11 protein-coding genes are annotated in these 15,578 nt (G+C 39.6%); 8 read left to right on the top strand and 3 right to left on the bottom strand.

Annotated elements, in window-relative coordinates; all coding sequences use genetic code 11:
• The first annotated feature begins 32 nt into the window (after positions 1-32).
• Positions 33-872: a 2OG-Fe(II) oxygenase gene (locus LBYS_RS15650; protein ID WP_013409818.1), complete on the top strand. Its 840-nt coding sequence runs from the start codon at positions 33-35 to the stop codon at positions 870-872.
• Positions 873-1,958, top strand: a complete 1,086-nt coding sequence (locus LBYS_RS15645; RefSeq protein WP_013409817.1) for a glycoside hydrolase family 99-like domain-containing protein — start codon at positions 873-875, stop codon at positions 1,956-1,958.
• On the opposite strand, the gene LBYS_RS15640 is transcribed toward LBYS_RS15645, so the two are convergent.
• Positions 1,942-2,499: a thioredoxin family protein gene (locus tag LBYS_RS15640; protein ID WP_013409816.1), complete on the bottom strand. Its 558-nt coding sequence runs from the start codon at positions 2,497-2,499 to the stop codon at positions 1,942-1,944. The genes LBYS_RS15645 and LBYS_RS15640 overlap by 17 nt on opposite strands.
• A 31-nt stretch (positions 2,500-2,530) precedes the next feature.
• Positions 2,531-5,314 carry a M16 family metallopeptidase gene (locus LBYS_RS15635; protein ID WP_013409815.1) on the bottom strand — a complete coding sequence of 928 codons (2,784 nt, stop codon included), beginning with the start codon at positions 5,312-5,314 and terminating at the stop codon, positions 2,531-2,533.
• Positions 5,315-5,635: 321 nt separating this feature from the next.
• Here LBYS_RS15635 and LBYS_RS18465 point away from each other — a divergent pair, with 321 nt between their 5' ends.
• The 6 genes from LBYS_RS18465 to LBYS_RS15605 all read left to right on the top strand — a co-directional run bounded on the left by LBYS_RS18465 (position 5,636) and on the right by LBYS_RS15605 (position 13,816).
• Positions 5,636-6,538 carry a sensor histidine kinase gene (locus tag LBYS_RS18465; RefSeq protein WP_222836520.1) on the top strand — a complete coding sequence of 301 codons (903 nt, stop codon included), beginning with the start codon at positions 5,636-5,638 and terminating at the stop codon, positions 6,536-6,538.
• Positions 6,535-7,293 carry a LytR/AlgR family response regulator transcription factor gene (locus LBYS_RS15625; protein ID WP_013409813.1) on the top strand — a complete coding sequence of 253 codons (759 nt, stop codon included), beginning with the start codon at positions 6,535-6,537 and terminating at the stop codon, positions 7,291-7,293. Before LBYS_RS18465 ends, LBYS_RS15625 begins: the two co-directional genes overlap by 4 nt.
• A gap of 262 nt (positions 7,294-7,555) precedes the next feature.
• Entirely contained in the window at positions 7,556-8,908 is a 1,353-nt protein-coding gene (locus tag LBYS_RS15620; RefSeq protein WP_041824872.1) for a TolC family protein, read from the top strand.
• Between the two features lie 20 nt (positions 8,909-8,928).
• Positions 8,929-9,993 carry an efflux RND transporter periplasmic adaptor subunit gene (locus LBYS_RS15615; RefSeq protein ID WP_013409811.1) on the top strand — a complete coding sequence of 355 codons (1,065 nt, stop codon included), beginning with the start codon at positions 8,929-8,931 and terminating at the stop codon, positions 9,991-9,993.
• 6 nt (positions 9,994-9,999) lie between these two features.
• Positions 10,000-13,155 (top strand): efflux RND transporter permease subunit, encoded by a 3,156-nt coding sequence (locus LBYS_RS15610; RefSeq protein ID WP_013409810.1) that lies wholly within the window; start codon positions 10,000-10,002, stop codon positions 13,153-13,155.
• Positions 13,156-13,222: 67 nt separating this feature from the next.
• Positions 13,223-13,816, top strand: coding sequence for a hypothetical protein (locus LBYS_RS15605; protein ID WP_013409809.1), 594 nt, complete (start codon positions 13,223-13,225; stop codon positions 13,814-13,816).
• Here LBYS_RS15605 and LBYS_RS15600 read toward each other — a convergent pair.
• The gene (locus LBYS_RS15600; RefSeq protein ID WP_041824870.1) at positions 13,809-15,548 is read right to left on the bottom strand and encodes a MutS-related protein; all 1,740 of its coding nucleotides are present in this window, start codon (positions 15,546-15,548) and stop codon (positions 13,809-13,811) included. The genes LBYS_RS15605 and LBYS_RS15600 overlap by 8 nt on opposite strands.
• Positions 15,549-15,578: the final 30 nt, after the last annotated feature.

The raw sequence follows: 15,578 nt of genomic DNA, 5'->3' as shown, positions 1-15,578 counted from the left end.
TGCAACCCCTGTTCCTTTACCTAAACTAAAATATGAAGTTATATTTTAACACGGCTGAACTTCAAGCACTAGCGAAGTCAAAAGCTAAGGAATACAAAACCGCTAAACCTTTTCCACACATTTCTATTGATAATTTCATGGACCCCGAACCTCTGGAAAGGGTTCTGGCAGACTTTCCTAGTCCGGATGTAAAGATCTGGAAGGAGTACGAAAATTATTTTGAAGGAAAACTGGAAGCCCAAGGAGAAGAAAAAGTATCCGACTTCACGTCCCAATTACTGTATCAATTTAACTCGGCTCCCTTCATCTATTTTTTGGAGACACTGACAGGCATACCTAATTTGATGCCTGACCCCTATTTCGTAGGAGGAGGCTTACATCAATTAAAACCGGGTGGTAAGTTAGGTGTACATGCCGACTTTAATATGCATGGGAAATTGCCTCATCTATCCAGAAGGATAAATGCTATTCTTTATCTTAATAAAGATTGGAAACCGGAGTACAACGGAGACCTTGAACTCTGGGATACTGACATGACCAAATGCGAAGTAAAGATTGCTCCTTTGTTCAATAGATTGGTGGTATTTGATGTAACAGACTTTAACTATCATGGAGTACCAGAGATCATTTCTTGTCCGGAAGGAATGACAAGAAAATCCATAGGTCTCTTCTACTTCACCGTAGGTAGACCAGAAGGAGAAGTAATACCTGGAAAAAAATCTACATTATTTAAGGCACGTCCGGGTGAAGAAGTGCCAGAAGGAACTCATTTTACACGAGATAATTATGACGGAGTGAAGGTAAAGAAGAACTTTAACTGGTTTATTGGTCAAATTCTTCCTCCTTTCGTAACTAATCTTTTGAAGAAGTAAATGCCCAAAGCTGTAGCGATTTATCTGCCGCAATACCATCCTATTCCAGAGAACGATAAGTGGTGGGGAAAAGGATTCACGGAATGGACAAATGTTTCGTCGGCAGAACCACAATTTAAAGGCCACTACCAACCTCAATTGCCAACTGACAATGGCTATTATGATCTGCGTGTACCGGAGACCCGGCAATTGCACGCGGACATGGCAAAGGAATACGGCATACACGGTTTTTGTTATTACCACTATTGGTTTTCAGGCAAACGCCTGCTTCATCAACCAATAGATGAAGTCCTGGCTTCCAAAGAGCCTGATTTCCCTTTTTGTTATTTCTGGGCCAATGAAAATTGGTCAAGAAGATGGGAGGGGCAGGATAAGGAAAGTGTAGTTCTTATTGAGCAAAAGTATAGTGAGGAAGATCACAGAGCTCATGCAGAATGGCTCATTCCGTCTTTTAAAGACGAGAGATACATGAAGATCAATGGCCGACCCATTTTCCTGATCTATAAACCTTTTGATATTCCGGAGGTGGGACGCATGTTTGAGATTTTTGAAGAAGTCTGTGCAGAAAATGGGGTTCCAAAACCCTATTTTGTAGGAAGTAATTCGCACGATCCAAACAGAAATCCTGCTGATATAGGTTTTGACACGGCCATTCATTTCCAGACCCGTCATAATTTACTTTCCGAGTTTTGGATTGATGGATTTACTCCAAAGCGAATGATTCGAAATTTGCTACAAGGCGTGATCAACCCTACCTTGAAGATCTACGATTACAAGCAATACAAGGAGAGAGCGAAAATTCATAAGATCAAATACAAGGGATTCCCATGTCCCATAGTGGGATTTGATAATACTGCTAGAAAGGGCAAAAACGCCGTTATCTTGAAGAATCAAAATGTAGAAGACTTCAAAGCTTCCTTGATAGACGCAGTAGAAGATGTGAAGGAATTCCCTGAAGAGGAGCAGATCGTCTTTATCAACTCATGGAATGAATGGGCCGAGGGAAATCACCTCGAACCCTGCGTAAAGTTTGGAAGACAGTTCTTAGAAGCCGTGAAAGAGGTCTTTTCTAAACCTTCCATTTGATATTGCATCCCATACTAGGGAATTGAATCTCTGAGAGGGGTTCACCTGCCAGCAAGGCATTTATAGCCCCTCTCAGATCTTTTCCGGTCAAAGGTTTTGGATCCTCCGTTCTAGGCCTAGACTCATCTAATCTTCCCCTATATACTAACTTATCCTCTGCGTTAAACAAGTAAAAGTCTGGAGTGCAGGCAGCATCGTAGGCTTTAGCTACTTGCTGTGTCTCATCAAAAAGATAAGGAAAATCCATATTCCATTCCTTGGCAAACTCTCTCATCTTATCCGGACCGTCCTGTGGATAGGACACTACATCATTAGAACTAATGGCCACAAATCCTACTTGCGGATAATCCTGCCTCACCTTCATGATTTCAGGCATAACATGGATTACGTATGGGCAATGATTACAAATGAACATCACTAAGGTTCCCATAGCTCCTTTACAGTCAGATAAGGAAGTAATCTTAGCCGTCCTGGTGTCAATGAGCGAAAAATCCGGGGCAACTGTACCCAGATTAAGCATATTAGAAGGTGTAAGTGCCATAGTATATAATTTTACACAAAGATAATGGGTCTCATTCTTCAGGTAAAAGGGTTACCTGTACCCAGCGATCATCAGACAAAAATTTCTTAGCAGCTGCCTTTGTACTGGATGTGCTAAGCTCCTTCAGATAATCATTTTCATGGAGTATACCTTTTACATCTTCTCCCTTTTGATATTTGCTTAAAAGAGTAGAGGCCCAGAAGGCATTCCTTTGGAGATAGGTCTCAAAGTTCAACTTCTCGTTATTCACATACTTTTGGATATCATCTTCTTGAGCACCTTCCTTCACTAACTTCTCTACTTCACTTTTACAGATGGCAACTAATTTCTCTACATTCACAGGCGCACATCCAAAACTGATAACCCCCTGGTACCTAGGTGTAGGCCATCTGCTATAATTGATCGTAGCGTACGGAGAATATGCTCCACCTTCATTTTCTCTTAACTCTTCTGTTAGTCGCATCTGAAGGATTTCACCTAGCGCATTTAAAACCCTCTCTTCTTCTACTTTACCTTCGTAAGTACCATTATAAACCAGGGTGACAGTAGCCTTATCTTCTTTCCCCTTCTTAACCACCACATTCATCTTCTTTTCAGGAGGAGTAATTCCTAAATCTCTGAAAGTAGATAATTTACCGTTGCTGGGTAAACTTCCTAAGTATTGAGCTAACAGAGGTTTGATTTCTTCTACTTCAAATGCGCCCACCAGAACGAAGACGAATCCGTTTGCATTTGAGAATCTTTCCTTGTAGATGGCTAAAGCCTTTTCAGCATCGATCTTTGCCACCCTATCTGAGGTCATAGGTGCTCTTCGGGGATGATTTTGAGATAATACGGCCTGCAAGGTATCATCATATACTTTTTCAGGCGTGGGTGTAGCTTCTATATTTTTCAAGATCTCTATTTGATTCGCTAAGGCACCTGAAACAGCTTCCGCGTCAAGATTTTGATTTGTAAACTTATTGTAGATCATTTGAAGTGCCGTTTCTAAATCCTTCCTTGTGCTGGATGCGGAAACGCTTTCACTCAGTTGACCTACACTTACAGAAACATTCACTACTTTACCGGATAAGAACTTGCTCAACTGCTTATTGTTCAGTGGTCCGTTTCCGCTGTTAGATGCCACAAAACTAGCAAAAGCCGGATGGTCAATATCGTCATATAAAGAGGTTCCTCCCCATCTGCTTGCCCTGATAAGAATCTCATCATTCTTGAACGTAGTGGGTTTTAGCACCACCTTCACCCCGTTATCTAACTCTAATTCCGTAACCCCTATTTCCTTAATCTCTTTTTGAGCTACATATTTCCCGGCATTTGAAAGGTTTTGTACCAAAGGCACATCCACCACATCATCTACATAGGCTTGGACATTCTGCTGGTCAGCACTTACCCATTCTTTGAGAATCCCTTCTTCCGGAAGCTCTGCCGTTTCAGGACCGATTACGGCAAGAACCTTCCCTTTGGAAGAAAAAACTTCATTCGTGAATTTATTAACCTCTTCTAAAGAAATATCTGCCAGATATTGATCTAAAAACTCCTTATCAAAAGCTATGTTTGTCATGACCAGATCGTTCAGAAAGGCTTCTACTAATTCTTCTACAAAGTTGATAGAAGAGGTTTTATCTTTCTCAGCGTACATTTTTTCCATGCTGCTTTTGTAGGACATTTTTGCTCTTTCTAATTCCGTAGCCGTAAATCCAAACTTTCCGGCTCTTGCGTTTTCTTGCATCACTGCCTTAATGGCTCCTTCCAGGTCATTCCCTTTGGCTACCACTATGGAGCTCAAAGCATCCAAATCTGCTAGGAAAGAGGAGTAATTTGTACTACCAAATTGAAATGGAGGATTTGCACTCTTTTGTAGCTCGGAGAAACGCATGCTCATCATCACATTGAATAGAGTCCTTACTATAGCTTCTCTCCTATCCTTCCCGGTCATTTCCTTTTTCTGCTTATGCAAATAATATAGTTGCGCTATGGTATAGGGTTGTTCCTTGTCTTTCACAACTACTACCTGAGTACCCTCTCTAAGAGGAACCTTGAATTTAGTTCTTGGCTTGGCATTTTTAGGATTTTTAAATTCCGAGAAATATTTTTTAATCATATTCTCAATGACGTTAGGATCAAAATCCCCTACAGCCACTACCGCCTGCAGATCAGGTCTGTACCAGTCCTCTTTAAATCTTTGAAATTCAGTGTATGGAGCGGTTTGTATGACGGATTCTAAACCTATGGGAAGTCGATTAGCATAATGTGATCCACCTAAAAGAACAGGTAAAAGCTTTTCTTGGATTCTTTGAGAAGCACCTTTATGTAATCTTGCTTCTTCTAATACTACCCCTCTTTCTTTGTCTATCTCTTCGGGGTCCAAGGTAGCATTCCCTGACCAGTCAGCTAATACTGAAAAATATTTTTCAAGAAGTGCCAAAGAGTCTGTTGGAACTGGCAACTGATATACGGTTTCATCAAAGCTGGTATATGCGTTAATATCTGCTCCAAACTTGATCCCGCTTTTTTCCAGAAACTGCACCAGATTATTCTTGGGGAAATTCTTAGTTCCATTGAAGTTCATGTGTTCCATGAAATGGGCTAAACCCCTCTGCTCTTCGGTTTCTACAATAGAACCTATCTTCACTGCCAAACGCAGTTCCGCTCTATTTTTGGGTTCCGTATTCTTTCTGATGAAATATTTTAAGCCGTTTGGTAGAGTCCCTACTTTAACTTCGGGGTCCATAGGCAAGGCTTTATCTAAGGGGAATTTTTGTGCTTTTAGAAGTATGGATAGTCCTAATAGTAAGAAGGTTAGTATAGCTCTCATATAATGACGTTTTGTAAAGACTTAAAGTTAATTAAAAAATAGAAAAATCTTAAGACATACTCAAACGGATTCAGTACCACTTTTGTCCGTTTTAGTAAGGAAGTATTTATATATAGATATAGAGCGACTTACCTTTGCGCCATGAAAGATTACGAGATTCCTACTAGGAATATTCTTAAATATAGTTTAGCTTTTTCTTTGACGGTATCACTGATAACGTTTCTTTCTTCTTTTATGCATGAAGAGACGTATTCTAGTGTGTTATATCGTACGGGGACAGCCTTTGTATTGTTCTATATCTTTAGCTTACTTAACTATCTAATGCTTAAGAGCTTTTACAAGCAAAGCAGCTTGAACCACAGCTTTATTACCATCAATGACAAAAGACAGTACCTCTGTGGTTTAATAGTAACTGCTCTTGTATTCTTTGCTTCTCACTTTTTCACTTTGTTTTTAATTGATTGTGGTATAGTTTCTCCTGCTTTCTTAAAGAGTAAGATCAATAGCTTGGGCCCTTGGCTCTATTTTTTCTTGCTTTTATTGAGCACGATAGCTTATACAGTAGTATATTTCTTACATAATTTCATTATCCTACAGGATCTTAAGGTCAAAGTAGATCTGGAAAATTCTGAGTTAAGAACCAGAAATGCGGAGACTGCTAATCAGCTTCTTCGCCAACAGATTCAGCCTCACTTCCTGTTTAATGCATTGAATGTATTGAAGTCTTTGATTAGAAAATATCCGGATACAGCAGAAGAGTATTTGATCAGTTTGTCTGATTTCCTTAGAGCTTCCGTAAATCAAAACAAGAAGGCTTTGGTAAGTTTGGAGGAGGAGTTGAAAACTTGCAAGGATTATATGGAGATGCAGAAAATCCGTTTCGGGGAAGCTCTTCGCTACATCGTAGATATACCCGAAAATGTGAAAGGATATTTGCCTGTTTTTTCTTTACAACCCCTATTGGAAAATGCCATAAAGCATAATGAACTGACGAATTCCTCTCCATTGGAGATTCGAATCTGTCATTCGGGGGATTGGATAGAGGTTAAAAATAATCTGAAGCCTAAAAGATCCATCTCTGAATCTACCGGAAATGGTCTAAGTAATTTAGCTGAGAGATACAAACTCCTTACCGGAGACCAGATTCACATTGAAGAATGTGATCAATATTTTAGTGTAAAAATCAAGTTGTTATCCAAAGAGAATCCCACCTCAATAGCATGAAGGTTATCATCATAGAAGACGAAAAACTTACGGCTGAAGACTTAGCGGATGCCATAACAAGAGTAGAACCGGGAGCTGAGATCATAGCTTCTTTAAGTTCTGTTAATGAAGCATTGGAATATTTTAAGCATCCCTTGGAAGCTGATTTGATATTCTCTGATATCCAATTAGGTGATGGCTTGAGTTTTGAGATCTTCCGCGACAGAAAATCAGACATACCTGTGATATTTTGTACTGCCTATGATGAATATGCCCTTAACGCATTTAAGACAAATGGTATACATTACATTTTAAAGCCCTTTTCAGTCACCACTATTAAAGAGGCTATAGATAAATACAAAAGCCTACAGAAGGCTTTGGCACCCACCAATCATCATATTGAAGCCATCTTAAGCTCATTAGACCATAGACCCAAAGTTACTTCTGTACTGGTACACTACAAGGATCAGATCATACCAGTATCAGAGAAAGAGATAGCTTTGGCTTGTATACGAAATGAAACTACTTTATTGAAGACTTTTGATCAGAAATCTTATTTTTTGACCAAAACTTTAGACGATCTGGAAAGTAAATTAGGGACCAGATTCTTTAGAGCAAACCGCCAATATTTGGTCAATAGAAGTGCGGTAAAATCCGTAGAAAACTATGGAGCGCGAAAGTTGGCCATAATCCTTACTATTCCCCACGATGAAACCATCACGGTGAGCAAGGAGAAACATACACCATTGATGAATTGGTTAGAAGCAACCTACTGACAAGCCTCTGTCATTTAAAGGCCCTAATTTGCACCAATAGCCTGACCATAATCACATAATGCAAAAAATAATAAATATAATGAAATTTTTTGAGACTACCAAATATTTCAGATGAATTTCATACCGAAAAATGTCCGTTTAAAGGAATAACTGTTTTCCGATGGACATTTCATCGCGAAATTTGTATGCTCAAAAAAAGCTATCACTTAAGGCATTAACACTGCACTTACTTTATTGTGAAAACAACAAAAACCTTCAAGGGATGAAATCAAAAATTTTTGTAACGGGAGTGCTACTCTTCTTCGGGGCACTTCGAACACATGCTCAGACTGTCATCACTTTGCAAGATGCATTAAAATATGCATTGGCAAACAGTGAAGCCATCAAGAAGGCTCAGTATGACATAGAAAATGGTCTAAATGTAGTAAAAGAGACCAGAGCCGGCGCCAAACCACAAGTGAATGCCACTTCCACAGTTACCTTAAACCCGGTAGTACAACAATTCGTATTACCTGCAGAAGCTTTTGGTGGAACTCCTGGTGAGTTTATTGCTATTAAAGCAGGACAAACCTGGAACGGTATGACTCAGGTCCAAGTGAGCCAACAGTTATACAACCAGCAGCTATTTACAGGTTTGAAAGCTGCGAAAGGTTCTGCTGAGTTTTATAGTTTGATGAAAGAACTCAGTGAAGAGAATGTAGTACAACAAGTAGCCACAAACTATTACCAAGTCCTTGTCAATCAACATAAGTTAGGTTTGATTGAAGATAACCTGGAAAGAGTAAAGAAATTAGAATCTGTTTTACAAGGTCTTGTAGACAATGGCCTGGGCAAAAAGATTGACGTGGATAGAGTTAAAGTAAACAAAGTCAATCTGGAAACCCAGAAGACTCAGTTGCTTAATGCTATTGACCTTCAGAAAAACGTATTGAAATACTCTATGTCCATGCCTATTTCAGAACCTATAGAACTGCATACAGAGGATCTGCAGAAGTTGGAAACACTAGCAGCATCTCTGAACATCAGTCCGGAAGTGGATGTGGAATCACTATTAAATATCAAGGTTTTAAGAAAGCAGGAAGAGTTATTAGGATTAAATAGAGATGCTATGCGTGCTGATTTCTATCCTCGCGCTTCCTTAAGCGGTCAATGGATTCAGAATACACAGTCGAATAAATTCAATCTTTATACCGGCAATGCCCTGAATTATAGTATGCTGAACTTCACCTTGAATATCAACATTCCGATTTATGATGGTGGTGCCAAAAGAGCGAGATTAGATCAGGCTAAAGTTGACCTTCTTAAACAAAAAGAAGAAATCAAGGGCACAAGTAATGCTTTAAAAATGGCATACGAGAGTGCGAAGATCCAAATGAAGAATAGTTTGGAATCTATACATAATCAGAAAGCCAACTTAGAACTTGCGCAAGAAGTCTACGATAACATTAACAATAATTATCGATTGGGTCTAGCAAATTTAACGGACCTACTGAATGCAGAAGCTGAGTTAACCAGTACTCAAAATGCATACAGTGATGCCTTATTACAATTTAAAGTAGCTGAAATAGAATTGATGAAAGCCAGAGGTGAAATCAAAAACCTGGCGATAAACTAATCATATAAAAGTAAGAAAAAATGAAACGAATTATTATTACCATACTCGTTCTCGTAGGTTTTGGAGCAGCCATAGGATACATCTTAAACAAAAACAAAAAGGAGAACCAAGCAAAAGTTGAAGTAGTAAACGCTGCTGATGGAGCTGTATTAGTTAAATTAGGTACAGCTACTGTAAAAGCAATAGACCTAGACTTCACTGCCAACGGTAATTTTGTACCTAATCAAGACCTGGAATTCATGTCAGAGGTAGCAGGTAGAATTACTTCTATCCGTGTTAAAGAAGGTGATAGAGTAGCAAAAGGCCAACTGCTAGCTACGGTTGAAGACAAGTACCTTTCCCTAGATCTACAAAATGCAAATGAGCAGTATCAAAAGCTATTGAACGACAAAACTCGCTTGGAAAATGCATTGAAAACAGGTGGAGTTACTCAGGCTCAAGTAGACGAAATCAACCTAGCTGTGAAGAATGCTAAAATAGGTATTGAGCAAATTCAAAAGAGAATCGGAGACGTGAACATAAAAGCTCCCATTTCTGGCATCATCAATAAAAAACATATTGAATTAGGTTCATACGCTACTCCGGGTACTAAACTATTTGATATCGTAGATATTTCATCTTTGAAATTGAACGTAAACGTAAATGAAAAGCAAGTAGTACAATTGAAGAAAGGGGACAAAGTAGACATTACTATTCCTGTCTTCCCTGACAAAACCTTCACCGGTACAGTTTCATTTATTTCTGTAAAGTCTGATGCTTCCTTAAACTTCCCTATTGAAATCAAGTTAAACCCTACAGGTGCTAACGAGGTTAAGTCAGGGATGTATGCATCAGCGCACTTTAACTTTGAAAAAACTGCGCCTATCTTAACTGTTCCTAGAACCGCTTTCATAGGAAGTGTTAAGAACGGTAAAGTGTATGTAGTAAATCCGGGACAAAACACCGTTACACTTACTACAGTAACTGCAGGTTCCATCTTCGGAGACGAAGTAGAAATATTAGCCGGCCTTACAGAAGGTCAACAAGTAGTTATAGCAGGTCAAATCAACTTGCAAGACGGAGCTAAAATTGAAATCCAGAAATAAGAAGACATGAAAATAGCTGATATATCCATACGGAGACCATCGATTGTGATCGTGGTCTTCACAGCACTGACCTTATTCGGTATTCTTAGTTACTTCAGTTTGAACTATGAACTTTTACCAAAGTTCTCTCCTTCTGTGGTTTCTATTAGTACTGTTTACCCAGGTGCTTCCCCCTCAGAGGTGGAAAACACGGTTACAAAAAAAATAGAGGATGCTGTAGCCTCCTTAGAAAACATTAAGAAACTAGATGCCACTTCTTACGAGAGTTTGTCTCTTGTGGTGATAGAATTACGTTCTGGAGCGGATGTAGACTTAGCCCTGAATGATGCGCAGAGAAAGATCAATGCCATGCTATCAGAACTTCCTGATGATGCAGAGGCCCCTTCTTTGAACAAGTTCTCCTTTGATGACTTACCTATCTTGACCCTTTCAGCTACGGCTCAGATGGATGATGCCTCTTTCTATGACTTGATAGATAAGCAGGTTCAGCCCATCCTTTCCCGTGTTCCGGGTGTAGCACAAGTTAACCTTGTAGGTGGACAGGAAAGAGAGATTCAGGTAAACATTGATGCCAATAAACTTGAAGGATATAACTTATCTATTCTTCAGGTACAACAAGCCATCTTAGGTGCAAACTTGGACTTCCCTACAGGTAGTATCAAGTCAGACAACCAAGACATCCTAGTCCGTCTAGCCGGTAAATACAAAAACGTAGAAGAGCTCAGAAATTTAGTGATCGCTGATGCCCCAAGCGGCGGACAAATTCGTTTGGGTGACATAGCAGACGTACAGGACACTCAAAAAGACGTTGAGAAGATTTCTCGTGTTAACAGGAAAAGTTCTATCGCTCTACAGGTATTGAAACAATCTGATGCTAACGCCGTACAAGTGAGTCAGCTGACAAGAGAAATCTTATCTAAAGTAGAACAACAATACGCAGAGAATGACTTGAAGATTGCCGTAGCGAATGATACTTCAGAGTATACTTTGAAATCAGCTAATGCGGTGGTATTTGACTTGTTCCTAGCCATTGTTTTGGTAGCTGTGATCATGTTGTTCTTCTTGCACTCTATTAGAAACTCCCTGATCGTAATGGTTTCCATTCCGGTATCCTTGATCGCTACGTTCATTGGAATGAACCTAATGGGCTTCTCGTTGAACATGATGTCCCTGTTAGGGCTCTCCTTAGTGGTGGGTATTCTTGTGGATGACGCCATAGTGGTTATCGAGAACATCTACCGTCATATGGAGATGGGTAAAAACAAGGTGAGAGCAGCTTATGACGGGGCTAAGGAGATCGGGTTTACGGTAATCTCTATCACCCTTGTAATTGTGGTGGTATTCCTACCTATCGCCATGTCAACCGGCATTGTGGCAGATATCCTTAGAGAATTCTGTTTGGTAGTAGTAATTTCAGTATTACTATCCCTATTGAGTTCATTTACTATTGTACCGCTACTTACTTCTCGTTTTGGTAAGTTGGAACATATCCAGCCAACTAACATTTTCAACCGTTTCATCTTATGGTTTGAAGAGCAGTTGAATAAGTTTACACGTTGGATTACTTCTATCCTAGAGTGGGCTTTGAATCACAAGTTAATTACTTCACTTGTCGTGATTGTGATGTTCTTCTCCTCTTTCTTATTGGTAGGTGCGGGATATATCAATGGGGAATTCTTCCCATCTTCTGATCGTGGTGAATTCTACCTTCAGATTGAACTTCCTAAGGATGCAGCTATTGAACAAACCAATAAGATCACTCAGGAGGCGGAAGAGTATTTAAGTAAAAAACCTGAGGTAGCGAATATGATTACCTCTGTAGGTCAGTCCAGTGATGGTATGGTAGCTACCTTATCTCCTACTTACAAAGCTGAGATCCTGGTGAAATTGGTAGACAAGGAGTACAGAGAGGATGATACAGATGTTTATGCTGCAAAAACTAAGCAGGAACTGCAAAAAGTTCTGGTGGGTGCAAAGATTAAGGCTCTTCCTGTATCTTTTATTGGAACAGCAGACCAGGCACCTATTGAATTAGTGGTAGTAGGATCTGACAGAGATAGTGTGACTGCGTACGCTGAACTTGCATTAGCGGAATTAAAAAAGATACCTGGTTCATCAGAAGCCAAATTATCTGCAGAAAGTGGTAATCCTGAGATATCCGTTGAAGTAGACAGAGACAAAATGGCCGCTTTAGGTCTTGACCTATCTACTGTAGGTGCTACTATGCAAACCGCATTTAACGGTAACACTAACGGCAAATTCCGTCAAGGGCAGTATGAATATGATATCAATATCCGTTTTGACGACTACGATCGTAAGAACGTAGATAACGTGAGTAATACCGTATTCACGAACAAAAGAGGCGAATTAATTCGTTTAGGACAGTTTGCCACTATTTCTGAAAGTTCAGGACCTAGCCAGCTCGAGCGTAGAGATAAAAGTACCTCTATCAAGGTTCAATCACAAGCGGTGGGTGTACCAGCCTCTGTGGTGGTTGCGGCATGGCAGCCTAAACTTGACTCTATACCAAAACCTACGGGTGTAAGTTACGTTTGGAGTGGTGATATTGAAATGCAGAATGAGGGATTTGGTACCTTAGGTATTGCCATCTTAATGTCAGTGATCTTGGTGTACTTTATCATGGTAGCCTTGTATAACAGTTTCGTTCACCCTTTTGTGGTATTGTTCTCTATTCCACTTGCGGTGATCGGTGCCTTGCTGGCATTGGCATTGACTAATAACACCCTGAACATCTTTACCATGTTAGGTATGATCATGTTAATTGGTTTGGTGGCGAAAAACGCCATTATCCTCGTTGACTTTACTAACCAATTGAAAGCTGAAGGCAAGTCAACCAGAGAAGCATTAATCCTAGCTAACCATGCTCGTCTAAGACCTATCTTGATGACAACTATTGCCATGGTATTTGGTATGTTACCTATTGCAATGGCCTCAGGTAGTGGTGCAGAATCTAAAAACGGTCTAGCCTGGGTTATTATTGGTGGTTTGATCAGTTCCTTGTTCCTGACTTTAATTGTGGTGCCTGTGGTTTATCAATTATTCGACAGTCTCCTTAATCGTCTAGGCTTGAACAAACCAGAACTACCTATAGATGAATTACTTACAGAGCCTTATGACCATAAGGATGTAAAAGAATACTAATCTTCTTAAAACCGCCCTTCTATAGGGCGGTTTTTTTATATAGTTTTGTGATTAACAACAGCCTCCTATGATCAGAAAACTATTCCGTACTCAAGGCCTTCAAGGTGTATTGACGCTAGGTTATCTCTACATTGTAATCTTAGGTATTCTTGGCGAAGCTCTGTATTACAGCCAATTGTATGTAAATATCATAAACTATTCGAATCTTACGGATATACTTATAAGCCCTGTAGCAAAACTAACTTCCCACTATGTGCTTATCCTCTTCTTCTTAGCCACCTTCCTGCTTTTATTTACATTAAGCGGATTGCCGAAGGAGCAAAAAAATAAGATCAAAAATTTTCTAAAGTGGGATGGTACAGATAAGACCTTAGATACCTGGGTACTCTTTTTCGTCTTTTTCTTATTTAGCTTTTACGTGGGCTTAGACGTAGGTTTTGGATCAAGTACTGCCAGAAAACTGGAACAAGGGACACTAAAATACACTGACCATATCACATTCTCAGATGGCAAAAAACAAGAAGTTTCTATAGTGGGGGTGAATTCTGGATATGTTTTCTATGTAAGACCCGGTGAAAAAAGGGTGGAAATTTCACCTATCGGTGCACTTCAGTCTTTTGATAGAAAACCAGCCAAATTAAGCTTCAGAAAGTCTAAATAATTTCCATCTTTTTCATCAGGAAGGTAGCACTCTTATTTTGGCAGATTCCCTTTCTTAAGGTGTAATCAAAAAGTAGTTGGTCATCCTTAATTTCCACTTCAAAGTTATAGTTTTCCAGTTGACCTGGATACTGCTCCACCATACTACAAACTTCCAGGTCATGTGTAGCAATACCGCCCAAAGCTTTCCCATTAATCACTTTTCGGATCACACCCATGGTACCGGATTGTTTGTCGTCAGAGTTCGTTCCACGCAGAATTTCATCTAAAAGAATCAAGGTAGGTCCTTGTTCCAATGCATCCATAATGGTACGTAGCCTTTTCACCTCTGCAAAGAAGTAAGACTCCCCACTGATCAGAGAATCAGATTGCCTCATACTGACATAAAGAGGAAGTATGGATACACTGGCACTCTTGGCGCAGACTGGAGCACCGGCTCCGGCTAAAACATGGTTTACACCAATAGACCTCAGAAATGTACTCTTACCGGACATATTAGAACCGGTCAGTATCATGAAGTTCTTTTGTGTCAGACTTATGCTGTTATTCACCCTTTTGGTATCAGGAATTAGTGGATGACCCATATCTGAATAATGAATTTCCACATGGTCTGTAAGTTCCGGATAAGCAAATTCCGGATGCTGATAAGCAAAATTCCCCAGACTCATCAATGCTTCCATTTCTCCCATGCTTTCTATCCATTTGGGAACTGAAGAGGCATGAACTTTTTTCCATTGGATGAGATTCCGTAATACGTGTACATGGTATTGAATAGTAGAATTCAACATCAGAGCCCCTAAGCCAAATCTTATGCCATAAAGACTCTGAAAAAGGGAACCTACTTTTTTTAATTCCACTCCGGCCTGACTTAATTCTAATCTATACTTTAGCAATAATGGATCTTTAAATTCCTCTCTTTCGATACGTGAAATCAATCCTGAGTAATAGTTAAATATCTCACCTACTCTTTTGGTTTCTGCTAATTCTTTTTGGATAGATTTTAAAAATCTGCCCGTCAAAAATAAGTTAACGACAATGGAAAGTATAAGCCATCTCAATGGGAGTAAGCCCAAACTAAAAGCGGTTAAGGTTCCCAAAAAGATCAAGGGTACTATGAAACAGAAGATTTTATCTACTTCGGGATAATCTGTGTCTCCTATCCATTGATTGATTTCCTCAAACTCTTTTTTGGAGTCCTTAAACCTCCTTGCTTTACCCGCGAATTCTTGTCGAAAATCCAGTTTCTGCGCCAACTCCTTCACGGCATTTTGTCTCTCTATTACTACATCCGAAGCTTGCAATAAAGAACCGGCCAATGCCTTTTCCCCCGGGAAGGTATGGGTTCTATTGAGGTAATGAAACAAGGAATTTTGACCAAAAATATCCAAATCAAAGGTGTAAGGATGAGCTTCTGACAAATACTCAGTACCCGGACTAAGAGGAAATTTCCTTTGGTTAATAAAATCTAATTCTTGTTGATTGATCTCCCTTTCGCTCCTTTTCTGATCCAGATCTTCTTGATATTTATAGTACTTGATTACCAGATACACGAAAACGGAAATACCTACTACGGCACTTCCTAAAAAAACACTAGAAGCAGAATTTAAGAACTTGTAAAAGAAGAAAACAGATAATCCCGCAAATAAGACACGAAAGAAGCTGATTATAGTGGTTCTTTTCTCTAGCTGCGCAATAAGCACAGTAAGCTGTGCAGCACGTGAAGTATAGATCATAAATTTAGAATAGGTAAAGTAGTAACAATG

This window comes from Leadbetterella byssophila DSM 17132 (assembly GCF_000166395.1).
In the GTDB taxonomy this organism is placed as follows: Bacteria; Bacteroidota; Bacteroidia; order Cytophagales; family Spirosomataceae; genus Leadbetterella; species Leadbetterella byssophila.
The sequence above is the reverse complement of the archived record's forward strand: the minus strand, read 5'-3'. Positions and strand labels throughout refer to the sequence as shown.